The sequence below is a fragment of the Lacrimispora sp. genome (genome assembly GCF_031982545.1).
Lineage (GTDB): Bacteria > Bacillota > Clostridia > Lachnospirales > Lachnospiraceae > Lacrimispora.
On sequence record NZ_DALYXB010000015.1, the window covers coordinates 1 to 24,894 of the forward strand.

The 24,894-nt window shown below is 41.2% G+C and carries 26 protein-coding genes; 21 read left to right on the top strand and 5 right to left on the bottom strand.

Translation table 11 applies throughout. The features are described 5' to 3' along the window. Positions 1-256 precede the first annotated feature (256 nt). From ABS301_RS21330 to ABS301_RS21405, 16 genes are all read left to right on the top strand, one after another. Positions 257-1,594 (top strand): biotin/lipoyl attachment domain-containing protein, encoded by a 1,338-nt coding sequence (locus tag ABS301_RS21330; RefSeq protein WP_502877996.1) that lies wholly within the window; start codon positions 257-259, stop codon positions 1,592-1,594. A gap of 12 nt (positions 1,595-1,606) precedes the next feature. Next, positions 1,607-2,311 (top strand): YggS family pyridoxal phosphate-dependent enzyme, encoded by a 705-nt coding sequence (locus tag ABS301_RS21335; protein ID WP_349674126.1) that lies wholly within the window; start codon positions 1,607-1,609, stop codon positions 2,309-2,311. After that, on the top strand, positions 2,308-2,826 hold the full coding sequence (locus tag ABS301_RS21340; RefSeq protein ID WP_170820423.1) for a cell division protein SepF: 519 nt from the start codon (positions 2,308-2,310) through the stop codon (positions 2,824-2,826). The genes ABS301_RS21335 and ABS301_RS21340 overlap by 4 nt, the downstream gene beginning before the upstream one ends. A 250-nt stretch (positions 2,827-3,076) precedes the next feature. Continuing rightward, entirely contained in the window at positions 3,077-4,165 is a 1,089-nt protein-coding gene (gene aroB / locus ABS301_RS21345; protein WP_349674127.1) for a 3-dehydroquinate synthase, read from the top strand. Between the two features lie 9 nt (positions 4,166-4,174). Beyond that, complete coding sequence (lspA, locus tag ABS301_RS21350; RefSeq protein WP_349674128.1) at positions 4,175-4,693, top strand: signal peptidase II; 519 nt, start codon at positions 4,175-4,177, stop codon at positions 4,691-4,693. Further along, positions 4,690-5,604 carry an RluA family pseudouridine synthase gene (locus ABS301_RS21355; RefSeq protein WP_349674129.1) on the top strand — a complete coding sequence of 305 codons (915 nt, stop codon included), beginning with the start codon at positions 4,690-4,692 and terminating at the stop codon, positions 5,602-5,604. The genes lspA and ABS301_RS21355 overlap by 4 nt, the downstream gene beginning before the upstream one ends. 120 nt (positions 5,605-5,724) lie before the next feature. Continuing rightward, positions 5,725-6,366 carry a cytidylate kinase-like family protein gene (locus ABS301_RS21360; protein ID WP_349674130.1) on the top strand — a complete coding sequence of 214 codons (642 nt, stop codon included), beginning with the start codon at positions 5,725-5,727 and terminating at the stop codon, positions 6,364-6,366. 116 nt (positions 6,367-6,482) lie between these two features. Continuing rightward, positions 6,483-7,418, top strand: coding sequence for a GntR family transcriptional regulator YhfZ (gene yhfZ / locus ABS301_RS21365; protein WP_349674131.1), 936 nt, complete (start codon positions 6,483-6,485; stop codon positions 7,416-7,418). Between the two features lie 56 nt (positions 7,419-7,474). Next, positions 7,475-7,834: a PRD domain-containing protein gene (locus ABS301_RS21370; protein ID WP_349674132.1), complete on the top strand. Its 360-nt coding sequence runs from the start codon at positions 7,475-7,477 to the stop codon at positions 7,832-7,834. 55 nt (positions 7,835-7,889) lie between these two features. After that, positions 7,890-8,258, top strand: a complete 369-nt coding sequence (locus ABS301_RS21375; protein ID WP_349674133.1) for a DUF2620 domain-containing protein — start codon at positions 7,890-7,892, stop codon at positions 8,256-8,258. Between the two features lie 4 nt (positions 8,259-8,262). Then, the gene (locus ABS301_RS21380; RefSeq protein WP_349674134.1) at positions 8,263-9,573 is read left to right on the top strand and encodes a YhfT family protein; all 1,311 of its coding nucleotides are present in this window, start codon (positions 8,263-8,265) and stop codon (positions 9,571-9,573) included. A gap of 9 nt (positions 9,574-9,582) precedes the next feature. Further along, the gene (locus ABS301_RS21385) at positions 9,583-10,572 is read left to right on the top strand and encodes an amidase family protein (protein ID WP_349674135.1); all 990 of its coding nucleotides are present in this window, start codon (positions 9,583-9,585) and stop codon (positions 10,570-10,572) included. 15 nt (positions 10,573-10,587) lie between these two features. Further along, positions 10,588-11,466, top strand: a complete 879-nt coding sequence (locus ABS301_RS21390; RefSeq protein ID WP_349674136.1) for a phosphotriesterase family protein — start codon at positions 10,588-10,590, stop codon at positions 11,464-11,466. Position 11,467: 1 nt separating this feature from the next. Then, positions 11,468-12,562 carry an aminotransferase class V-fold PLP-dependent enzyme gene (locus ABS301_RS21395; RefSeq protein WP_349674137.1) on the top strand — a complete coding sequence of 365 codons (1,095 nt, stop codon included), beginning with the start codon at positions 11,468-11,470 and terminating at the stop codon, positions 12,560-12,562. Continuing rightward, the gene (locus tag ABS301_RS21400; protein WP_349674138.1) at positions 12,563-13,720 is read left to right on the top strand and encodes an alanine racemase; all 1,158 of its coding nucleotides are present in this window, start codon (positions 12,563-12,565) and stop codon (positions 13,718-13,720) included. After that, positions 13,717-14,937, top strand: a complete 1,221-nt coding sequence (locus tag ABS301_RS21405; protein ID WP_349674139.1) for a phosphopentomutase — start codon at positions 13,717-13,719, stop codon at positions 14,935-14,937. The genes ABS301_RS21400 and ABS301_RS21405 overlap by 4 nt, the downstream gene beginning before the upstream one ends. A gap of 52 nt (positions 14,938-14,989) precedes the next feature. On the opposite strand, the gene ABS301_RS21410 is transcribed toward ABS301_RS21405, so the two are convergent. The 5 genes from ABS301_RS21410 to ABS301_RS21430 form a co-directional block, all read right to left on the bottom strand. Further along, positions 14,990-15,703, bottom strand: a complete 714-nt coding sequence (locus tag ABS301_RS21410) for a TVP38/TMEM64 family protein (RefSeq protein WP_349674140.1) — start codon at positions 15,701-15,703, stop codon at positions 14,990-14,992. Then, positions 15,690-16,616 carry a DUF4097 family beta strand repeat-containing protein gene (locus tag ABS301_RS21415; protein ID WP_349674141.1) on the bottom strand — a complete coding sequence of 309 codons (927 nt, stop codon included), beginning with the start codon at positions 16,614-16,616 and terminating at the stop codon, positions 15,690-15,692. Before ABS301_RS21415 ends, ABS301_RS21410 begins: the two co-directional genes overlap by 14 nt. 88 nt (positions 16,617-16,704) lie before the next feature. Then, the gene (locus tag ABS301_RS21420) at positions 16,705-17,367 is read right to left on the bottom strand and encodes a TetR/AcrR family transcriptional regulator (RefSeq protein ID WP_349674142.1); all 663 of its coding nucleotides are present in this window, start codon (positions 17,365-17,367) and stop codon (positions 16,705-16,707) included. A 151-nt stretch (positions 17,368-17,518) separates the two neighbouring features. Beyond that, complete coding sequence (glmS, locus tag ABS301_RS21425) at positions 17,519-19,336, bottom strand: glutamine--fructose-6-phosphate transaminase (isomerizing) (protein ID WP_349674143.1); 1,818 nt, start codon at positions 19,334-19,336, stop codon at positions 17,519-17,521. Between the two features lie 32 nt (positions 19,337-19,368). After that, positions 19,369-19,572, bottom strand: coding sequence for a hypothetical protein (locus ABS301_RS21430; protein WP_349674144.1), 204 nt, complete (start codon positions 19,570-19,572; stop codon positions 19,369-19,371). Between the two features lie 236 nt (positions 19,573-19,808). On the opposite strand from ABS301_RS21430, the gene ABS301_RS21435 reads away from it, so the two are divergent. Genes ABS301_RS21435 through ABS301_RS21455 form a run of 5 tightly spaced genes read left to right on the top strand, consistent with a single transcriptional unit; the run spans position 19,809 to position 24,888 of the window. Further along, positions 19,809-20,909, top strand: coding sequence for an ABC transporter ATP-binding protein (locus tag ABS301_RS21435; protein ID WP_349674145.1), 1,101 nt, complete (start codon positions 19,809-19,811; stop codon positions 20,907-20,909). Between the two features lie 11 nt (positions 20,910-20,920). After that, the gene (locus ABS301_RS21440) at positions 20,921-21,787 is read left to right on the top strand and encodes a carbohydrate ABC transporter permease (RefSeq protein ID WP_349674146.1); all 867 of its coding nucleotides are present in this window, start codon (positions 20,921-20,923) and stop codon (positions 21,785-21,787) included. Further along, positions 21,784-22,695, top strand: a complete 912-nt coding sequence (locus ABS301_RS21445) for a carbohydrate ABC transporter permease (protein ID WP_502877993.1) — start codon at positions 21,784-21,786, stop codon at positions 22,693-22,695. The genes ABS301_RS21440 and ABS301_RS21445 overlap by 4 nt, the downstream gene beginning before the upstream one ends. Before the next feature lie 42 nt (positions 22,696-22,737). After that, positions 22,738-24,135 (top strand): ABC transporter substrate-binding protein, encoded by a 1,398-nt coding sequence (locus ABS301_RS21450; protein WP_349674148.1) that lies wholly within the window; start codon positions 22,738-22,740, stop codon positions 24,133-24,135. A 21-nt stretch (positions 24,136-24,156) separates the two neighbouring features. Next, entirely contained in the window at positions 24,157-24,888 is a 732-nt protein-coding gene (locus ABS301_RS21455; protein WP_349674149.1) for a glycerophosphodiester phosphodiesterase, read from the top strand. Positions 24,889-24,894: the final 6 nt, after the last annotated feature.

The window sequence follows — 24,894 nt, forward strand, 5'->3', positions numbered from 1 at the left end:
GTACGGTGTTGTGAGAGGACGGTAGATGAAATAATCATCTACCTCCTACTCGATTGCATAAAATAAATGGAAGGCTGTACCACACCTTCCATATTATGCTTGAATTTTTTAAATTTTCCTTTTATAATAGCTAAAAGGGAAAGGAGGCGTCAGGTTGGCTAAACGAAAGGCAACACAGCCATCAAAGAAGGCTGTACATCCTAAAAAAAGCAAAAAGATCATCCGCTATCGGCGGCCTCTGAATATCAATGTTGGTATGATTATTTTTGCCCTGATTTTCATCTATATGGTCTTTAGTGTAATCACTTACGCAAGAAGAGATAAGGTACAGTTCTATGAAGTACAGGAAGGCAGTATCGTTAACAGCAAGGACTATACAGGGATTATACTTAGACAGGAAGAAGTAAAGAATGCAGACCGTTCCGGCTATGTGAATTATTATGTGCGGGAAGGAAAGCGGGCAGCGACCGGGACAAGGGTTTACTCCATCGATGAAACCGGAAGCATTACTACGTTTCTTGCAGACCATTCACAGGACAATGTAACATTGACTTCAGAAAATCTGACTGAATTGAAAAAACAGCTGACCGCATTCAGCCTTACTTATGACAATAATCAGTTTCGCTCAGTATATGATACAAAATATGCTCTGGAATCTGAAGTAATGGAATATATGAATCTTAACGCACTGGATAATCTGGGCAGTATGATGGATGAGGCCGGGATCAGTTTTGAACAGGTGAAAGCAGATCAGGCAGGAATTGTGTCTTATGGTGTGGATTCGTTTGAAGGTTTGCAGCCATCGGGTATTTCCGAGACCTCATTTGACCGCAGCAGCTATGCTAAAAACAAGACTCAATCAGGAAAGCTGATTGAAAAAGGAGCGCCAGTCTATAAAACCATCACCTCTGATCAATGGTCAGTGGTATTTCCCATGTCAGAGGATGATATAAAAGCATATGGGGATAAAAAGAATCTGACTGTGGGATTTTCTGGTCGTGATTTAAAGGCAACCGGAAGCTTTTCTGTGATTACGGGGACCGATGGAAAAAGCTTTGGCAAGATTGATTTAGACAAATATATGGTGCAATTTGTTTCAGACCGTTATGTAAATTTTGAAATAGTTTCCGATCGGGTTGACGGACTTAAAATTCCTGTGACAGCTGTAACAAAGAAGGACTTTTACCTTGTTCCCATGGACTATGTGACTCAGGGCGGTGACAGCTCTGATACTGGTTTTAACAAGGAAGTCTATTCGGACTCAGGGACCTCCGTGGTATTTGTTCCCACGGAAATTTATTATTCTGAGGGGAATAATTATTACATAGAGATGGATGAGGCTGACGGATTTAAAGTTGGGGATTACATTGTAAAGCCCAATTCTACAGAGCGATATCAGATTGGAGCCAGCAATTCCCTTCAGGGAGTTTATAACATCAACAAGGGTTATGCCGTCTTTAAGCAGATTGATGTTTTGGTTTCCAATGATGAATATTATACCGTGAAGAAGAACATGACCTATGGGCTTGCGGTATATGACCATATTGTCCTCAATGCACAGACTGTTAATGAGGGAGAATTAATTTATCAATAAGAGGTGATAAACTTGGTGAAAGAAAATCTTTTAATCGTGGAAAACAGGATAGAAGAAGCCTGTAAAAGATGTGGGCGGGATCGCAGTGAGGTTACTTTAATCGCGGTCAGCAAGACAAAACCTGCTGATATGATTCGTGAGGCTTACCAATCGGGAATCCGGGATTTTGGAGAGAATAAAGTTCAGGAAATCTGTGATAAATATGAACTGCTTCCCGATGATATACGCTGGCATATGATTGGTCACTTGCAGCGCAATAAGGTGAGACAGGTAATTGATAAAGCTGTGCTGATACACAGTGTTGATTCAGTCAGACTGGCAGAACAGATCGAGGAAGAAGCGGCAAAGAAAGGGATCTGCGTGGACATCCTTTTAGAAGTAAACGTTGCAGACGAAGAATCCAAGTTTGGCTTTCGTCTGGAAGAGACAGAACAGGCAATCCGTGATATTTCTGTTTTTCCCCATATAAGTATAAAAGGACTCATGACTATTGCACCTTTTGTAGAAAATTCTGAGCAAAATCGTCCTGTTTTTAAAGAATTAAATGAATTTTATGTTGACATGCAAAGGAAAAACATTGATAATGTTAATATGAATATGCTCTCAATGGGTATGACCGGAGACTATGAAATTGCCATAGAGGAAGGAGCTACTCTGGTAAGAGTCGGTACCGGGATTTTTGGTACAAGATATAAGATTGGAGAGAATGAAGTATGAGCATTTTAGGCAAATTGATGGATAGCATGCGCTTGAATGATACAGATGATGAAGATGATTACTATTTAGATGACGACTATGAAGATGATAGCGATAAACATGCGAAGAAACCCCTCTTTTCCAAAAAGACAGAAGATGAGTACTACGAGGAAGAGGAGTATGAACAAAAGCCACGTTTCTTATCACGCTCTCCTAAGGTAGTTCCCATGAAGCAGTCTCGTACAATGGAAGTTTCCATGGTTAAGCCTACCTCAATTGAGGATGCCAAAGAAATTTGTGACCACATGCTTGCCGGTAAGGCGGTTGTACTGAATATGGAAGGTATTCATACTGAGGTAGCTCAGAGAATCATAGATTTTACATCCGGTGCTACTTATTCCATGAATGGTAATTTACAGAAAATATCCAATTATATTTTTATAGCAACTCCGGAATCAGTAGAGCTTTCCGGTGATTTTCAGGATTTATTAAACAGCGGAAGTCTGGATATGGGTGGTATGAATTTACGCCTTTAACAGATTTTTTCAAAGAAATATTGGTTTCTCTTAATGGGACAAGCAGGCATTTTTCCATATCAGCATTATCTTTTTGCTGACAGTGGAAAATTGTTTGCTTTCTTCCTTATTATCGTCCGCGGTCTTTGGACATAAAGGGGTGCCCGGAGGGTGTTTCTTATTATCGTCCACGGTCTTTGGACATAAAGGGGTGCCCGAAGGGTGTTTCATAATAGCGGATAATGAAAAGATGCAATGGAGGAAAAGCAGCATGGGAAGCAGAATGCCGGTACATATGGATGGTACCTTTATTTACGATATCGTGATGGAAACTTCGTTTGATGGGTTGAAAGAAGAACTTGGTAAAATGAACTTAGGGGAGCGTAAAGTTTGTATTGTTACAGATACCAACGTTGCTCCTCTTTATCTGAATGAAGTTGAACACATTATTTCCAGTTGCTTTCACAAAACAGAACATTTTATTTTTCCTGCAGGAGAAGAACATAAAAATCTCAATACAGTAAGGGATTTATACGAAACGCTTATCATGAAACAGTTTGACAGACATGATTATCTGCTGGCATTAGGCGGCGGAGTTGTGGGCGATCTTTGTGGTTTTGCAGCCGCCACTTATCTCAGAGGAATTTCCTTTATACAGGTACCTACCACCCTGCTTTCTCAGGTTGATTCTAGCATTGGCGGGAAAACCGGAGTTGATTTCGATGCTTATAAAAATATGGTTGGTGCATTTCACATGCCAAAACTGGTTTATACTAACGTAGCTTCCTTAAAATCATTATCAGAGGAGCAGTTTTCTTCCGGAATGGGCGAGGTTATTAAACATGGTCTGATCAAGGATGCTTCCTATTACCAGTGGCTGACAGATCATGGCAGTGAAATACAAAACCGCAATCTTGATATTTTAAGTGAGATGGTGACTGTCAGCAATCGGATCAAGCGGGATGTGGTTGAAAAAGATCCTACCGAGCAGGGAGATCGGGCACTTTTGAATCTGGGACATACATTGGGACATGCAATTGAGAAACTCTCTGATTTCAGCCTTTTGCATGGCCATTGCGTCGGTCTGGGATGTATAGCCGCCATGGCTGTCTCCGTCAAACGGGGATTTCTCCATGAGGATCAGATTCCAGTACTGTTAGATGTGATGAAGCTGTATCATATGCCGGTTACTGTATCTGGTTTATCCCCGGTTGAAATAGTAAAGACTACAAAGAGTGATAAAAAAATGGATTCGGGAGCAATACGCTTTATTTTATTGGAGCAGATTGGCAAAGCCTTTGTTGATAAGACCGTTACTGATGAGGAAATGGCAGAAGGGCTGTCCCAAATTTTAATCTAAGGAGAACTCATGAAACAAAAAACAAATTTAATCATTGGAATGTTCATTGGCTTTTTTTGCGCCATAGGATTGGATCAATGGACGAAATTACTTGCAGTGAGACATTTAATGGGCCAGAACCCCTATTCTGTTTGGAACGGTGTGTTTGAATTATACTATTCTGAAAACCGTGGAGCTGCGTTTGGCATGCTGCAGGGAAAACAGTTCTTTTTTCTTTTGATTGCAGTATTAGTGCTGGGCTGTGCCGTTTATAGCATCAGCCGGATGCCTGCTACCAGAAAATACATTCCGTTACACCTGGTTGCCATGTTTTTATCAGCAGGTGCAGTGGGAAATATGATAGACCGGTTCACCAGAGGCTATGTGGTAGACTTTTTGTATTTTAAATTAATTGATTTTCCTATTTTTAATGTGGCTGACTGTTATGTTACAGTTTCCATGTTCATTTTTCTGCTTTTATTTTTATTTTATTATAAAGAAGAAGACTTACAATGCCTGTCTTTTCGTAAAAAGGAGGAACAGGCTTGAATCAGGAATATTTTGTAGAAGCGGGCGAATCAGCAATCCGCATTGACCGGTATTTAAGCGATCGAAACCAGGAAATATCCCGGTCTTATTTACAAAAGCTTTTAAAGGATGAAAAAGTTCTGGTAGATGGTAAACCAGTAAAAAGCAATTATAAAGTAAGTGCCGGGGATAAAATTCAGTTAACTATTCCGGATGCGGTTGAACTGGAGATTGAACCGGAGGAAATGGATCTGGACGTTCTTTATGAAGATAAAGATGTTATTCTTATTAATAAGCCCAAAGGCATGGTGGTTCATCCGGCTGCCGGACATTTTAGCGGTACGCTGGTAAATGCTCTGATGGCTCATTGCCGTGATGATTTGTCAGGAATTAATGGAGTCATGCGCCCGGGTATCGTTCACCGCATTGATATGGATACCACAGGCGTTTTAATTGTGTGCAAAAATGACAACTCTCATAATTCCATTGCACAGCAGCTGAAAGACCACTCCATTACAAGAAAGTATTATGCAATTGTCCATGGTGTGATAAAGGAAGAGGAAGGCACTGTTTCTGCCCCCATCGGGCGCCATCCCGTTGACCGGAAAAAGATGAGCGTGAATGAAAAAAACGGAAGAGAAGCAACCACTCATTTTCGTGTTCTGGAACGCTTTAAACAGTTTACCTATGTGGAATGCCAGCTGGAAACGGGACGTACCCATCAGATCCGCGTACACATGGCCAGTATCGGTCATCCGCTTTTAGGAGATGTGGTTTACGGTCCCTCAAAAAGTCCCTACAAATTAACAGGTCAGACTCTGCATGCAGGAGTATTGGGGATTGTTCACCCAACCACAGGGGAATATATGGAGTTTCATGCACCATTACCAGATTATTTTGAAGATTTATTACGAAAATTACGTGCCACCTAGGTCATATGATCCAGGTGGTTTTATATTTCGATAATAACTGTTAAATATGGATAAAATATGGATTTTTCAGAAATTTAGTTGTATAATAATATTATAAGATAACTGGAAGGAGTGATCGATATGAGTGAAAACTTAGTGATTGCGATTGGAAGGCAGTGCGGAAGTTCTGGTAAGGTTATTGGTGAGAAAGTGGCTGCAGCCCTTGGTATTAAGTGCTATGATAAAGAGTTACTGGCGCTGGCTGCCAAGAACAGTGGATTATGCGAGGAATTATTTCAAAGCCATGACGAAAAGCCCACCAATAGTTTTTTATATTCTCTGGTTATGGATACATACAATGTTGGATTAACAAGTTCTGGTTATATGGATATGCCCATTAATCACAAGATTTTTCTGGCTCAGTTTGATACAATTAAGAAGCTGGCAGAGGAAGAATCCTGTGTGATTGTTGGAAGATGTGCAGACTATGCGTTGGCAGATGATCCAAATCTTGTTTCTGTATTCATTACAGCAGATGACAAAGATAAGATACAGTCCTTAAAAGAGCTGTATCAGATTGATGATGCAAAGGCAAAGGAAGTTATGGTTAAGACAGACAAAAAGCGTTCCAGTTATTATAACTACTATTCCAATAAAAAGTGGGGAGATGTGAGAAGCTACGATTTATGTATTAATCGCAGTCCCATTGGAGTGGATGGAGCTGTAGATATGATTCTGAAGTATATTGAAGTAATCGGTAAGGGAAAAAACGTACAGAAGTAAATAGATTTTGCAAGCGGACATTTCTTTGATCAGAGGAAATGTCCGTTGACATTATTCGAAGGATGTGATAATGTTTGAATATACAAAATAATGTAAATTGATGAGAGAGTGATTGAATGAAAGAAAAAAACCTGGGGTATGGGAGTTTATATCAGAAAACCGGAGTGACAAAAAGCCTGCTGGCTCTTGATTTAATGTCCAGAAATGTGGGAGACAGACTTCTTCCCATATCAGAGTATCAGGAAAAATTCGGAGTTTCCCGTGGAACGATACAGAATGCGTTTGCCTTTTTAAAAGATAGCAATGCGGTTGTTTTAGAAAATCATGGCCATCAGGGAACTTATATTACATCACTGGATCATAAGAAGCTGCAGGAGAATTGTATGCCCAGAGGGGTTATGGGTATCATGCCTCTTCCGTATTCCGTAACGTATGAAGGATTGGCTACTGCCATGTATGAACAATTTTCTTCTTTAAACTTTAACATGGCTTATGCAAGAGGAGCGGTGGGACGTATAGAACTGGTGGAATCAGGAACGTACCATTTTGCACTATGTTCCCAGTTTGCTGCTGAACAATCCATAAAAGATGGAAAACAGATTGAAATAGCAATAAATTTTGGACCTGGAAGTTTCCTTTCCAGGCATGTATTGCTTTTGGCTGATTCCGGATATGATAGGATACAGGATGGAATGAGAGTGGCTTATGACAGCAATTCCCTGGATCAAAGCTGCATTACAAGAAATATCATTCATGGCAGGAATGTGACGCTGGTTCCCATCAGAACACAGCAGACTTTAACTGCATTAAAAGAGGGAATCATAGATGCGGGTGTGTGGAATTATGATGACATTCTGGAAAATAAGCATGATTCCGTTAAAGTGGCATTTCTCGGGGACTCGGATTACAATAATCTGTTTTCAACGGCGGTTCTTGTGATTGGAAAAGAAGAGGAGTACTTAAAAGCAATGTTACTAAAATATATTCATGCAGCACAGGTTACCGCTATTATACGCGATGTTAGAGAAAAGAAAAGAGAACCCTTTTTTTAATTGGGTTTTTAATCTATCAATATACAAAATAATGTATATTAGATTTGGGGGAAATCATGAATCTAAATGAACTTTTAATGGAACGTCTGAACATTCTGGAAGAGAATCATGTAATTTGTAAAGAGGCAGCTAATTTCACAAAAATAGCCGTGGTGCGTATCCTGGCTGAATTACCGGGTTTGGAAGAAACGAAAGCGGTGATGTTCATTACCCATCTTGCTATGGCAGTACAGAGAATTTTAAGTGGTGAGGATGAGATTCCGTTGGACAGTCAGGTTTTAAAAAGTGTAATGGATGAGCCCGTTTTCCAACAGGCACAGGAACTTAGAGATGAACTATTGCAGGAAACCGAAATTCAGTTTCCACAATCAGAGAAGGATTTTTTAGCCGTTCATCTTTGTAATCTGCTTACATAATAAGGTGTGAATGCGAAATTGCATTTATATAAAGGAGAAAAAAGGAGGTAGCAAAATGAAAATTGTGGTTGGGGGCCAGATTGACAAGGAAGAAATCGCTAAAATCGTGAGTCAGCTGATGAATGGAAAAGCTGAGATCGAAATTAAGGGTGACCTTGATGGTGCCATGGGAATCAAAGAAGGGAAATATGATTATTATGTAGGGGCTTGTAATACAGGAGGGGGCGGAGCCCTTGCAATGGCACTGGCGCTGTTAGGCTCTAAATCCTGTTCTACTATTTCCATGCCTGGCCAGATTAAAAGCGAAGCATTTATACGGGAAGAGGTAGAGAAAGGTAAAAAAGCGTTTGGTTTTACAGCCCAGCATAAAGATGAGGTTCTTCCTGTTCTGTTAAAAGCAATCTGCGAAAAAGAGGGGGTATAATGATATGAAATATATTGTAATTATATTAATCGGAGCATTGGCTTCTGTTCTTTCTAATCAGGGAATTGCAGTATTTAATGATGGTTTCCGACCGATTGCAGGTCAGTATTTTAATGGAGAAATCAGCCGGAAAGAATTAGCAGCCATGAGTTTTGCCATCAGTTTCGGACTGGTAATTGGATTTGGTATTCCCACTTCCATAGCAGCAAGTATTATTCTCATCCACTGTTTACTGCTGACCACAGATATGATTGGTTCCTTCTGCAATAACAGCAGAAACGGTATGATTCTTTCGGCAGCAATCGGAGCGGTTTATGGTGTTGCCATTCTGGCAGGACTGGAATTTATAGTAAAATTCTTTGGTTATCTTCCTTACAATTTTACAAGTGATTTAGGAAGTGTATCCGGCTACATAACAGTGGCATTTGCCATATTCCCTGCAATTGGCATTGCTTATCAGCATGGCTTTAAGAAAGGTATGACAGCTGGAGGGGTAACGATTCTGGTTTATTATCTGATTAAAAAATTCGGAGTTTTTACACTGGGAGCTGGTAAGGTTACTTTAAATGCAGAAGGCATGGCAATGTTAGCAGGAATGATATTAATGATTGTTTTTGCTGCACAGCGCAAAGGAACTGAAAATACCAACGAGGTACTTACCCAGGGCTTTGAAGGCAATATTCTTCGGATTCGTAAGAAATGGCTGCTACTTGCAATTATGGGCGGACTTCTTGCGGCTGGAACCAGTCTTTCCATCGTAGCAGGTGATCCGGCCTCCTTGGCTCTGTTAGCAAAACAAGAGTACAGTAACGCCGGTCTGACTGCTCTGGCAAGAGCAATCGGTTTTATTCCGCTTGTATTTACCACTGCCATTGTTACTGGAGTATATGGCGTGGCAGGATGCACATTTGTTTTTGTGATTGGATTATTTTTCCATGGCAATCCCATTGTTGCCTTTATCCTTGGTTTTGCAGTTATGGTTGCTGAAATTTATCTCATCAATATATTTGCAAAGGGCATGGATCGTTTCCCTGGTGTGAAAGACATGGGTGAATACGTGAGAACTTCCATGAATAAGGTGCTTGAGGTTTCACTACTGGCAGGAGGAATCGTGGCAGCTGAAAAAATGTCTGTGGCCGCCTCAGGATACACAGGAATCGGCGCATTGTTTGTAATCGGGGCATTTCTGTTAAATAAGAAAGCAAAAAAACCGATCGTAGATCTCGCGGTTGGCCCAGTGGCGTGTATCGTATTTGGTATAATGATGAATCTGCTTTTACTGATTGGACTCATCGCAGTTCCTGTAGCGAAATAAGGTCATTTTATGGAACAGATTATACATTATGCAAAGAAGACATTTCTTGCTCTGAAAGATCCCTATCATACCGTTATTACTGTAAAACCAGGTATTATTGACAGAGCGGCTTCTTTTTTGGAGAACCAGGGTGAGGTCTGGTATACGGGAATTAAAAATACAGACGCCATACCGGCAGAGCTAAAAGAACGGCTGGAAGAGAGCGGATTCCTGATTCATACAACGGATCAGATGGCTTTAGGAGGAAGAGCAATTGACTTACAGCTTATAAATCCCATCACAGGGAACTGGATGACCGGATCCAGCAGCGGTACGGCCCTAAACGTATTTTATGGAATCAATGATGCAGGTATTGGAACGGATGGCGGGGGCAGTGTGCTTGCCCCAGCCGCCGCTCTCAATCTTTACGGTTTTATATCTCCCATGATCGAGCAGGAGAAAATGATCCGTTATCATAGGATTTCGACAGATGGAATCGGGTTTCAGCCTGCCATAGGCGCCATTACCAGAGATCTTGATACCATGGGGAAGCTGTTAAACCCTCTGTTTGGATACGACATAACCAAGCTTCAGCCCCAGAAAGATGCTTACACAATAATTGAGACGGAAAAATGCCATAACCTGCCAGACATTTATGGAAGTCGGGAACCATTGATTGAATATTTAAAAAGTGAAGTGAAGTCCAGTACCGTTGTTATATCCACAGAAGGTCCGGTAGATGTGAATGCTCCTGGTGACAGCATATATGGACATTTTGATGAAGAAACGGCGAAACATCAGAGCCGGTCTGGCAAAGGGCTGATGCGGGTTGTTAATATGAGCGGAAAATCAGCACTGACCGTTCCTGCAAAAGGGCTTGGCCGCTGCACAGTTCTTATCTGCGAAAGCAGGCCGGAGGATATCGCTTACATGTTTCAACTGGCAAGGGCATACCAAAATCAGCCTTCCCAATTAGTTCAACGGTATTTCATGAATTTTGATATGTATTTTCACCAGTAAAGAAAGGAGGAGCTTATGAAAAAAGGATATACACTGATGCATGAACACATCACCATAGATTTATCCGGAATCAAGAATGATGAGGACTGCCGTCTGGACTGCTTTGAGGAGTCACAAAAAGAGCTGTGCCGACTGTATCAGCTTGGGGTAAGAAGAATCCTCGATGTAACCAATATCGGTATGGGAAGAAATTCCAATTACTGCCGTCTGATGCAAGAGAACACCGGAATAAAGATTCTTTCAGCGACCGGGTTTTATAAGGAGCCCTTTCTTCCGGAATTTGTTTATACCATGTCTGTCAGGGAACTGGCAGAGCTTGCAGTAAAAGAAATCTCAGAAGGAATTGTAAATACAGGAATTAAGGCAAGTGTGATCGGGGAATTCGGCACCAGTAAGGATACCTTTACTGAAATGGAACGAAAAGTTTTTGATTCCATGGCTCTTGCAGCCGTTCAAACCGGTGCAGTTGTTACGACCCATACGACCCTTGGTACCATGGCTCTGGAGCAGGCAGAATATTTAAAAGCCGAAGGAGTAAAGCCGGAAAATATTATTATCGGGCATCTGGATCTGTCACAAAATCCGGATACCATTATTTCGGTATTGAAAGAAGGCGTAAATATTGGATTTGATACGGTAGGAAAAAATAATTACTGTCCAGATACATTCCGAGCCCAGATGTTAAAACGAATTGCCAAAGAGGGTTATCTGGATCAGGTGGTGTTATCCATGGATATTACCAGAAAGTCACATTTGAAGAAGTGGGGAGGACCAGGCTATGCATATTTAATTGAAACATTTCTTCCCATGCTTCTGGAATACGGATTGTCTGAGGAGCAGATAGAGCAGTTGATGATTGATAATCCAAACAGGATATTAAAACAGGAGGCTTAACATGAATACCAGTCCACTTAACAGCTTATCCGTTCAGGAAGCAGCCAGACTGCAATTTAAAATCATAGACTGCATTACAAAAAGATTTGAAGGTCATGAAATACTAACACAGGGAGATTTAGGAGTCACTCCCGGGATCAATAAACCAGTCATAACTCAGAAAGCAGAACAGGTAATTGCAGATATTTTTGATGCAGAGGCCTGTATTCTGGTGAGAGGGGCAGGAACTGGCGCCATTCGCCTGGGACTTCACAGTATGTTAAAACCAGGTGATAAAATACTGGTTCATAAAGCACCTGTTTACAATACTACGGCTGTATCCATGGAAATGATGAACATTATAGCAGTAGAGGCAGATTATAATGACTTAAGTGAGATAAAGCAGGTAATAAAAGAGAACCCGGGGTTAAAAGGTGCACTGATACAGTATACAAGACAGAAACCGGAGGATGCCTATGATATGGCGCAGGTGGTGAAAACAATAAAAGAGAGCGGTAGTCTGCCAGTCCTTACTGATGACAATTATGCCGTTATGAAAGTCAGCCGGATTGGAATTCAGTGCGGCGCTGATCTTTCCTGCTTTTCAGCCTTTAAGCTTCTGGGACCAGAGGGAGTCGGCGTAATTGTAGGAAAGGCTGTCTATATTGAAAAGCTGGTGAGAGAAAATTATTCCGGTGGTATGCAGGTGCAGGGACATGAGGCACTTGAAGTACTCCGTGGTTTTGCATATGCGCCGGTGGCTCTTGCCATACAGGCAGAGGTAAATGAAGAATGTGTAACACGGCTGAATTCAGGTGAGATACCTTGCGTAAAGCAGGCGTTTCTTGCAAATGCACAGTCAAAGGTTCTTCTGGTGGAGTTTAAAGAAGAGATTGCTGAGAATGTTCTGAAAGAAGCAGAAAAATTAGGAGCAGCACCTAATCCGGTAGGGGCAGAATCGAAATATGAGATTGTGCCCATGTTTTACAGGATATCCGGGACGTTTCAGAGTACAGATCCGGCACTTAAGAAGCGCATGATTCGTATCAATCCCATGCGTTCAGGAGCTGATACCATTTTACGTATATTAAAAGAAGCAGCGGAAAGAGTGATATAGATGTTTTTAGAGCAGACAGTAAAACGAAACAGGGATTTAGCAGAGGTTTCCTTTCAAATGCATCAAAGCGGACAAATCCAACCGGATTCTTATGTGATAGACGTGGATACATTTCTGGAAAATGCTGCTCTGATGCTTAAGGAAGCAAAGAAAATAGGGATCCGTTTGTTTTTTATGCTGAAACAGGTGGGCAGGAATCCATACCTTGCAGGAAAACTGATGGAACTTGGATTTGAAGGGGCGGTGGCAGTTGATTATAAGGAAGCCAGAATTCTGATGAATCATCGGATTCCCATAGCCAATATTGGTCATCTGGTGCAAATCCCCAATTCCCAGATTGAGGAGTTTGTGGCCTACCGCCCAAAGATGATTACGGTTTATTCGGAGGAGAAAATCAGCCGGATCCATGAGGCCGCCGAGAAGCTGGGAGTGATTCAGGATGTGATTTTGCGCGTTTACAATGATTCAGACATAATATATTCCGGTCAGACAGCCGGATTTCATCTGAATGAGTTAGAAGCGCTTATTACACGGATAAAACGTTTGTATCCCTGTGTCACTGTTGCAGGTGTAACTTCTTTCCCCTGTTTTTTATATGATGAAACTGCCGGAGATCTAAGAGCCACCGAGAATATGAGTACAGTAAAACAAGCTGTTGAAATTCTTAACAGAAACGGAATAAACTGCAGTGTCATTGATACTCCTTCCGGAACCTGTATCCATGCTTTGGAAAAAATAAAGGAGCAGGGCGGTAACTGCGGAGAACCAGGTCATGGGCTTTCAGGTACAACACCAATGCATGCGGTAAAGATGATGCCGGAACTACCATGTGTAACATACGTAAGTGAAGTATCCCATAATTTTATGGGTCAGGCTTATTGTTATGGAGGCGGTTATTACAGGCGTTCTCATTTGCGGAATGCATTGGTTGGCGAATCACTTGATAATTCGGAAGAAATAGGCGTAATCCCTCCGTCTGATGAAAATATCGATTACTATATCGGGTTGGAAAAAGAGTGTGCTGTAGGCGATACTGTTGTAATGGCTTTCCGATTTCAGATATTTGTTACCAGATCTGATGTTGTATTGGTAGAAGGATTAAGAGAGAAAAAACCGTATATTGCCGGGATCTATAATAGCATGGGGATGAAAAAATGAAAAAAAGGTTTATTATTATCGTTTTAGATGGATTTGGCATCGGAGCAATGGAAGATGCTGCCAGAGTCAGACCGGGAGATGAAAGAGCCAATACTTTAAAAAGCATTTTAAAGGATTACCCGGATTTAAAGCTTCCAACGCTTGAAAAACTGGGCCTGATGAATGCGTATGGGGAAGAAAGTGTACGGATGAAATTTTCTCCGGAGGCAAATTACGGCAGCTGCCAGCTGATGCATTTTGGTGCGGATACTTTTATGGGACATCAGGAAATTATGGGGACACTTCCGAAAGAGCCCAAGATTCATCCGTTCCAGGAGAAGGTGGATGAAATAAAAAACCATCTTAAGGCAAGCGGGCATGACGTTCAGATTATGGAAAATCAGGGTTTGCGTTATCTTCTGGTGGATCAATATGTAACAGTAGCAGATAATCTGGAAGCAGATCCTGGCATGTGCTACAATGTAACGGCTCCACTGGATTTCATATCATTTGAGAAAGAATACGAAATTGCCCGAAAGGTGAGAGAAATTGCCTTAGTTGGCCGTGTCATTGTATTTGGCGGAAATGGAAATACAATGGAGGATCTGTTTCAGGCAGAAGAAGTGAAGCAGGATCGCTTTATTGGCATTTCCTCAGTAAAATCTAAATCCTATGAGCATGGATATCAATGCAGACACTTAGGTTATGGAGTAGACCCGAACGTACAGGCTCCCACAATTCTGACAAACCAGGGATATTCCTGTACATTAATCGGGAAAGTGGCGGACATTGTTGCAAACGACAAGGGGTTAAGCATTTCCTGCGTACCAACAAAAGAGGTTATGGATCTGACAATTCGTGAAACTAAAGCCATGACTGAGGGATTTGTCTGTACCAATGTACAGGAAACAGATCTGGCAGGTCACTCTCAGTCAACAAAAAACTATAAGGAGATTCTGGAGATTGCTGACAGGGGAATTGGGGAATTAATATCCCAGCTGACATCGGATGATATACTTGTCGTAATGGCTGACCATGGAAATGATCCTTTAATTGGTCACAGCAGACATACGAGAGAATGTGTCCCTCTTCTGGTATACAAAAAGGGCGTGACTGGCAGAAATATCGGAAGAAGAAAAAGTCTTTCCGATGCAGGCGCATCTGTCTGTGATTACTTTAATACAATGAAACCACAAAATGGAGAATCATTTCTAAATGAGCTTTCAGACAGAAGATAGAAGAGAAGGCTGGAATTTTTGTATACCAAGGAGAAGATTCCAGCCTTCCCCATTATTGCATACCGTTTATTCTTTGGCCTATTCTTTTACAAAAACCAATCATACCATCCTGGTACTTAATTCCAATGATACCCAACACGGCGGTAAAAGCAAAAACAGAAACACTCATGATCCATTGGCCCTGCCGCATTGCAGATCCGAGGATAGTGGAGGACAGGATAGAAGGAAGGCGTGCAAGAGTTGAGATAACCAGGAATGGAATTAACTTCATGGAACTGGTTCCAACTACATATGTCAACAGATCCTTCGGAGTTCCGGGGATTAAAAACAGAATCAATACTATGGTTTCCAATTTTTTAGTGTCTTTCAGAAACGTAAATTTATCAAGTCTTCCTGTTTTGATAAGGTTCGCAGCAAAGGGAGCTCCAAACCTTTTGGAGAGTATAAAAATGCCGGAGGAGGCCATTACACATCCGAGAAGACAAAGGAAAAGACCACCAGCCCATCCATACAAGGCTCCTGCCAGAATTTCAACGGGTTCACCAGGTATAAACGCAATCACTATCTGAATTATCTGAATGCAGAGAACAAGAAGCCAGCCCCCAAAGCCAAAAGAAGTAACCTCCGTTTTCAATTTCTGCTGTATTTCAGGCTTTGATAAAGGAGTAATATAATGGAATGAAAGGAAACCAAGAGCAAGCATGAGGGAGAAAAACAAAGCAATTACAAGCACCCATCGTATTACAGGACTATTATTTTTTTTCATAGGATCCCCTTGATACTTTTATATCACCATTTCGAGTTTCCAATGTAATGGTTTTATCAGGAATAGCACCAATATATCCCAAAGCAGTGTGATCCGTGAATGCAAGCTGTTCTGAAAAAGAGGTATTAATAGATCCTTGTCTGGTTACAGCTGAAAATTGAAAAGCAAGTGAATCAGGAAGGATTACCGTAAGCGTTCCATTTTTTGAATATGCAGAAATATCCCCTGTTACATCAACATAAGAAATGTCAAGGGAACCCTCTCCTGAAGCGTGAAATGAACCGGAACCGCTAAGCTGGGATGCAGTCAGTTTTCCTCCTTTTGATTGATAAAGGATTGTTCCGTTAATCTCATTCATTAAAGTTGCGGCGTTGGAAGTCTGTACGTCAATTTTCTCTGCATCAATATTTTTAAAACTAAGACTTCCGTTTGTACTGGCAGCTTTTATAGCTGAAGCATTTACATTGGAAATTTCTACGCTGCCGCTAGTCGTATCAACGGAAAAATCACCTGGTACTACCAGAACAATTTCAGAACGAATGGTTCCGCTTGTTGAATGCAGGGATAAGTTTTTATTATTATTATTTGGAATGCAAATTTCTATATAGGATTCAAAGCTGGAACTCCTTGTCCTTTTTCCCTCTGTAATCAGAAGTTCACCATTTTTTGTGGAGGTTTTGGCGTAATAGCTCCCGTTATTTTCGTTCATATATTCTTTTAATACCACTTTGGTTTGATTGCTTTCTAAAACATAAATATCATCTGCATCATAATCAAGCCGAATGCTGTTGAAATCGTCAGCATCGAAGGTAAGAGTGTTTACCAGTGAAGTTGTTTTTCGCCCTCCGCAGCCGGATATGATTCCAAAGAGAAAAAAAGCAGCACAAGCGAATGATATTGAAATGTGTTTCATAAAATTATTCTCCTTTTCAGAACTTAGCTAATTGAACCATTCATTCAATAAAACTCTATTTTTTTACGGAGCAGCAGCCCCGTAAAAATTATCTTTTATATGCGTGAAGCAAGCTATCCATGCAAATGCTTTTAGCTGTTTCAACAGAAATATCTTTTTGGATTTCGTAGGCATCATTGGTAATATGCATTCCCCACCACGACATGGTTTCAATGATTAAGCGTGCAACGTATTGTGGATACTCAATCTGACGGCATGTTCCGTCTTGAATATACTGTGTGATGTATGACAGAACCTGATTGTAAAACTCTTGCCGGTATTCCCTGTAATAGGCGGTGAGTTTTCCTAAATCATCAGGATTTTTTTCAATGAGTAAACAGCCGATCCCGTATTTTGAAATAACATCAAATGCGTTGGACAGCATTTGCTCCAGTGGATAATTTGTAATATCATCTAAATGTGCGGAAAATAATTTTGTATTTTGCTCAAATGCTTCCATAATTTCCAGATCCAGATTATCGAATAGCTGGGATTGGATAGGCAATTCAAACTCCTGAGTGATAAATGATGGATCTATGGTTGCTTTAAGAAGAAAACTTAAAAGTTCTCTCTTTCCTGTGAAATAGACATAGAGCATACCGGTTGATAAACCAATTTCCTTTGCGATATCTTTCATCTGTGTCCGTGAATATCCCTTGTTGATAAATAGATGACTGGCCGTGTCAAATATTAATTTCATTCTGTTTTCCATTCTTTTCACCTCTTATTGAACCGTTCATTCAATTTCCATTATAAACCTTTTCATCTGATCCGTCAACCAGGGATTAGCAGGATATAAGTGAAAACAGGCATATCGCCAGTCTGGAGCGATACGCCTGTTTTAATGTTTCAAGAAAATAATTCTATTCTACAGTTACGGATTTGGCCAGATTTCTGGGCTGATCCACATCTAAATTTTTCCCCACAGATGCATAATAAGCAATGAGCTGTAAAACCACTGCAATGGGAAATACCGTGAATCGATCCCCGATATCCGGAATATTAATCTGGATATCTGCGATGCCAGGATCTACATTCAAACTTTCTTTTGTAAGCAGAATTACAAAGGCTCCTCTTGCTTTTACTTCCCTGATATTGGAAATGGTCTTTAAAAAGACATTTTCCTGGGTGGCAATGGCAATTACGGGCACCTCCTGTGTGATGAGAGCGATGGTACCGTGTTTTAATTCGCCGGCAGCGTAGGCTTCCGCATGAATATAAGAAATTTCTTTTAATTTTAATGCGCCCTCAAGTGAGAATGCGTAATCAAGTCCACGCCCAATGAAAAAGGCATCCGGCTTATTGATTAAATGGGTTACCAGTGCTTTCACCATATCCTTTTTTTCTATCATGGCTTCCATGGCTGGAATAGAGTCAAGGAGCTTCTTCATAAATTCCTCTGCCTCCGCCACGCTGTATTTTTCCCTTACAAGGGCCATACGGCAGCAAACCATATAGAGGGCAGCCAGCTGAACGGAATAAGCTTTTGTGCTGGCTACTGCAATTTCAGGGCCTGCGTGGGTATAGAGTACATAATCGCTTTCTCTAGCAATGGTAGAGCCTTTTACATTAACGACTGAAAGGGTTCTGGAACCGTAGCTTTTAGCCAGACGAAGAGCTGCCAGGGTATCGATGGTCTCGCCGGACTGGGAGATAATAATAACCAGGGTTTTATCATCAACCAGCGGATCTTCATACCGGAATTCCGATGCGATGGATACTGTGACCGGAATTCGAAGAAGGGGTTCCATTAAGGCTCTTGCAGCCATACCGGCATGCATGGCAGTCCCGCAGGCCACAATCTGAACCTGGTTGCAATCTTTAAATACATAGTCAGGGATCTGGTCATCGGTAAAATCAGGCAACCCCTTAGCAAGACGGGGAAGGATTGTATTTTTTAACGCGTCTGGCTGTTCGTGTATTTCTTTCAGCATGAAATGAGGAAAACCGTTTTTCATGGCAGCATCCATATTCCAGTTAACTTCCAGAATTTCCGGCTCCTGCTCCTTTAAGTCCAGGTTATATAGATGGACTTTGTAGGAGGTGAGTTTTAAAATGTGATCCTCAGGCACTACAAAATATTGCCTCGTATAAGGAATCAGCGCGGTCAGATCCGATGCTACAAAGGATCCTGAGTGGGTATATGCAGCCACAAGAGGACTTACGTTACGGATTGCATAGATTTCCCCCGGATGATCATCAAACATCATACAGAAGCTGTAAGACCCTTTTAAATGGGTAACCAGCTTTGAAATGGCTTCTGCCGGATTTCCGTCATAAAGACTTTCAAGAACCCAGGCTGCCACTTCGCTGTCTGTTTCAGAGAGAAGCTTTCCTTCCAGATGAAAGTCAGTGGTGAGCTGATGATAGTTTTCAATAATTCCATTGTGAACCAGTATTACACGTCCTGCTCTGTGAGGATGAGTGTTTTCCGTAGTGACACCGCCGTGGGTTGCCCATCTGGTGTGTCCCAGTCCACAGTGAGATACCTGGCTTATGTCCTCACAGCCCTTTTTCAGATTAGAAACTTTTCCAGTATGACGTACTAATTGAATCCTGGAATTTTCCATACAAAGAGCAATTCCCGCACTGTCATATCCACGGTATTCCAGCTGGGAAAGTCCTTCCAGCAATATTTTTTTTGAATCTAAAGGTCCTGTATATCCTATAATTCCACACATAATATAATCTCCTTTTTCATTGTTCTATTAATTTATGATCCGAATCTGTCAATAGCGCACACAAAAACAAGCTGTCTTCCATCGTTTTTAAAAACGGACAGCATTTTGTCTACCAGGTTTTCTCTTGTATCTACCGGTTCCAGAGTGGTTGTTTTGCAGTTACCTGCATATTTCACAATGGATACACGCCCGGCTGGCATGGAAGGGCATCCGCCGAATATTCGATCACCCTTCACCTCGTTAACCCTGGATACCGTTTTCTTACGAAAACGCTCACGATCGTATCCTCAGGTGCATGGCGCTTAGCTTTGCTATTAGTATTTATGCCTCCTTCATAAATTTAGTTTATTATAACTTTTCTTTCTTTGTGCGTCAATAGCATGATTTACATTCATTTTACTAAAAGATTCTTTTTCATTTTACATGGGTTGTCTAAAATGAAGTCAGGACATAAGAAAGGAAGCAGCATCATATGGCAAGTCTATCTTTGGTAAATGTATGCAAAACATTTAAAAATGGTCAGATTGCGGTGAAGAATTTCAATCTGGATATAAGAGATCAGGAATTTCTGATTCTGGTAGGTCCTTCCGGCTGTGGAAAATCCACCACACTGCGGATGATAGCCGGACTTGAGGAGATATCCTCCGGGGAGCTATGGATAGACGGAGAATTAATGAATCTGACTGTTCCCCAAAAAAGAGATCTATCCATGGTGTTCCAGTCCTATGCTCTTTATCCCCACCTGACTGTTTACGAGAATATGGCATTTAGTTTGCGAGTACGAAATGTTGTAAAAACGGAAATTGACCAGCGAGTGAGAAAAGCGGCAGATGTTTTATGCATCAGCCACTTATTGGACCGGAAACCCTACGCTTTATCCGGTGGTCAAAAGCAGAGAGTGGCAATTGGGAGCGCGATTGTTCGTGAACCGAAAGCTTATCTGATGGATGAGCCTCTGTCCAATCTGGATGCAAAGCTGAGAACACAGATGAGGGTTGAATTATCCAAGATACACAAGGAGCTTGGGGCAACCATTATATATGTAACTCATGATCAGGTAGAAGCAATGACTTTGGGAACCAGAATTGTGGTTATGAATTCCGGGGTTATATTACAGGCTGCTGAACCAAAAGTTCTATATATGAATCCGGTCAATAAATTTGTAGCTGGCTTCATGGGATCTCCCTCCATGAATTTCATTCCGGTCTGGGTGGAGAGAAGAGAAGAACGGATTTGTGTGGAGTTTTCAAAGAACAGATTGTTTGTAAATGAGGAATGCGCAAAAAGGCTTATGGACGGTGACTATCTGGGCAGAAGAGTATATCTGGGTATCCGTCCCGAGGATTTGCACGAAACTGGTTCCAAAGATCAGGAACTGAAGTTGAATGTAGAGATAAAGGAAGTTCTGGGATCAGAAATCCTTCTTCATGGAAAAATAGGAAGAAGCCCGGTATGTGCCAGACTGAAACCGGATTTTTCGTCTGAAGGGGGAAAGGAAGTATCCATTTTTGCAGACATGAGCCGGATTTTGCTGTTTGATATGGAGACTGAAGAAAACATATTATACCGTTAAGGAGAAATCCAATGAATTATAAATTAGTTACGAGAAAATTAAGTCCATATGGATACATCGCTCCTGCCATGACAATTTTTGCTCTTTTTCTGTTTTTCCCATTTTTCAAGACTATTTATTTAAGCCTATTTAAAACAAATAAAATGGGGCAGGCTAAGTTGTTTGTGGGTGCAGGAAATTATTCCGAGCTTTTAAGTTCAGCGTCTTTTTTTAACAGCCTTTTTGTAACGGTTGTATTTGTACTGATCGTAGTAAGTGTCAGTATGCTTCTCGGTCTTATTACTGCCGTATTATGCAATCAGTCTTTTCCAGGGATCCGGATATTCAGCACTGCTTATGCGCTTCCAATGGCAATCGCTTCCAGCTCAGCCGCTATGATATTTAAAATCATGCTTCATCCGGCCATTGGAATCGTTAATAAGATCCTGGGATTACATATTAACTGGATCAGCGATCCTAAATATGCACTGATTTGTGTGGCACTTTTAACAGCGTGGCTTAATAGCGGCATTAACTTTCTTTACTTTAGCGCTGGTTTAAGTAATATTGATGAGGTTATTTATGAGAGAGCATCGGTAGACGGAGCTAATTCATTCCAGAAATTTTTTCGCCTGACACTTCCAGGTTTAAGCCCCATTCTGTTTTATACGCTGGTTGTTAATATTATTCAGGCGTTCCAGTCCTTCGGCCAGGTTAAGGTATTAACCATGGGAGGACCTGGTGAATCCACCAATTTAATTGTTTACTCCATTTACCGGGATGCATTTTTTAATTACCGTTTTGGCAGCGCAGCAGCTCAGTCAGTGATTTTATTTGTCATCATTATGGTTTTGACTTTATGTATGTTTCGATTGGAAAAGAAAGGAGTACACTATTGATGGAAACTGTTATTTCCAGGGCTGTAAAAGATATCAGCAGAGAAGAACTTGAGAATCTGAAGAGAGAGGCATTAAAGAAAGCGGTCTTTCGCCGCAGGGTTGCCAGGCTGGCTTTGACCGGGGTTAATTTACTTATGGCACTGTTTCTTCTGCTACCGCTTTTATATGCCGTCAGCATAGCGCTGATGCCTTCAGGTGAACTGTTTACAACCAGTATGAACTTAATACCTGCAACACCAACACTTGATAATTTTCGTCAGGCAATGGTTAAAATACCTTTAACCCGCTTTATTATTAATTCATTTTTAGTAGCAGGATGTATCACTGCAGGACAGATCATATCCTGTTCACTGGCAGCATTCTCCTTTTCCTTTCTGGAATTTAAGGGCAAAAATCTGCTGTTTATGCTTGTGATGGCGACCATGATGATACCTGGAGAAGCGACGATTATATCCAATTACTTAACGGTAAGCGGGTTTCGGTGGCTTGACAGCTATAAGGTTTTAATTATTCCTTATCTGACATCTGCTATGGGAATCTTTTTATTCCGGCAGTTCTATAAATCGTTTCCCATATCATTATACGAATCGGCCCGGATAGATGGATGCTCTGACTTAAGATTCATTTACAGCATCCTCATACCTCTTACTAAATCAGCCATAGGTGCTATGGCAGTATATACCTTCATCAATGCCTGGAATATGTATTTGTGGCCCCTTCTTGTTACAGGTTCAGATAAAATGAGAACGGTTCAGATCGGAATCGGGATGTTAGACAGTGTGGATTCCCAGTCGATTTCCATGATGATAGCCGGAGTAGTAATGATTATTATACCATCGATTTCCGTATTTATCTTAGGACAAAAGCAGCTGATCAGAGGAATGTTTTCAGGAGCCGTAAAAGGCTGACCTGATTCAGAATAAATCTTACATAAAATTTGGAGGACAATCATGAAAAAGAGAGCAGTTTCCTTATGTATGGCGGCTATCATGGCTGCAGGACTGTTATCCGGCTGTTCCAGCCAGACCGGATCCGGAAATACCGCTGCATCTGAAACGAAAGAAGAAGTAACGACCAGTGCAGCACCTGTTGCCGCAGAAACTTCAGGAAATACACAAAAGACTTCCATTACATTCTGGCACTCCATGGGCGGCGTCAATGGAAAGGCAATTGATGCACTTGTAGAAAAATTTAATAAAGAAAATACTTCAGGGATCACAGTTGAGGCTCAGTATCAGGGCAGCTATGACGATGCCATTAACAAGTTAAAAAGCGCTCAGATTGGTAACATGGGTGCAGATCTTGTACAGATTTACGACATTGGAACCAGATTTATGATTGATTCAGGCTGGGTTGTGCCAATGCAGCAGCTGATTGATGAGGATAAATGGGATCTATCTCAGGTTGAACCTAATATAGCGGCATATTATACAGTAAATGGTACTTTATATTCCATGCCCTTTAACTCATCTACTCCCATTCTATACTATAACAAAGATATTTTTAAGAAAGCCGGAATTACAGAGGTTCCGGACAGCCTTCCGGGAATTGAACGGGTGGGAGATGACCTGCTTAAGAAAGGCGGAGCCGGAGAAGTTATTTCTCTTGGAATTTATGGCTGGTTTTTTGAGCAGTTTACCTGCAAGCAGCAGGCCAACTATGCAGACAGTGGCAATGGAAGAGAAGCAGCAGCATCTGCCGTTGATTTCGATAAAAATGGAGCAGGTGTAAAAACACTGACTGCATGGAAAGAATTATCAACCAAAGGATATGCACCAAACGTAGGCAGAGGAGGAGATGCAGGGCTTGCAGACTTCAGTTCTGGAAAATCTGCCATGACACTGGGTTCAACTGCATCCTTAAAACAAATCTTAAATGATGTAAATGGAAAATTTGAAGTAGGAACCGCTTATTTCCCCAAAGTCAGTGATGATGATAAGGGTGGCGTATCCATCGGCGGCGGTTCTTTGTGGGCATTAAATAATAATGATGCAAACAAACAGAAAGCAGTGTGGGAGTTTGTTAAGTTTCTTGTTTCACCGGAAAGCCAGGCATTCTGGAACTCCCAGACAGGATATTTCCCAATCACCACGGCAGCTCACAATGAACCAGTTTTTAAAGATAACATAGCAAAGTTCCCGCAATTTCAAACTGCCATTGATCAGCTCCATGATTCCACACCACAGTCAGCAGGCGCTTTATTGAGTGTATTTCCAGAAGCAAGACAGACGGTGGAAACAGAAATTGAAAACATGATTAACAACAATGGTACACCAGAGGATGCCGTTAAGAAGATGGCAGATAGCATTAATAAATCCATTGCAGATTATAATTTATTAAATAAATAGCATCAGAAAGGATATTAGCAGATGAAAACAAAGGTTTGGGCTCACAGGGGAGCTTCCGCTTATGCGCCGGAAAACACACTGGAAGCATTTGAACTGGCAGTAAGGCAGCAGGCAGACGGAGTGGAGCTGGACGTACAGCTTACCAAAGATGGGAAACTGGCAGTAATCCATGATGAAACAATTGACCGGACCTGTAACGGCTTGGGCAATGTAAAAGATTACACCATGGCGGAACTAAAACAATTTTCCTGCAATAAAATACACCCGGAATACACCGCTGCAGTCATACCAGAGTTAAAGGAAGTTCTTAAGCTGTTAAAGCCAACTGATTTAACTGTTAATATCGAACTGAAAACCGGTGTATACCGTTATAAGGGAATTGAGGAAAAGGTATTAATGCTGGTTAAAAAAATGGAGATGGAAGAGAGGGTAATCTATTCCTCCTTCCATCACCCCAGCATTATAAAAATCAAAAAGCTGGATCCGGAAGCAAAAACCGGTGTTTTATATTCAGATGGCTGGATTCATGTGGTTGCTTATGCAAAGCTGATCGGAGCAGACGCCCTTCACCCGTCTATTAATAACCTGCGATCAGAAAAATTAATCAAAGAATCAAAAAAGAAGAAGATTCCTCTTCATGTATGGACTGTCAACGAGGAGGCGTTAATGGAATATTTAGCGGAGCAGGGGATTGGAGCAATTATAACCAATTATCCTGACATTGCAAGAAGAATAGTGGATAAGAAAGGATGAAAATTA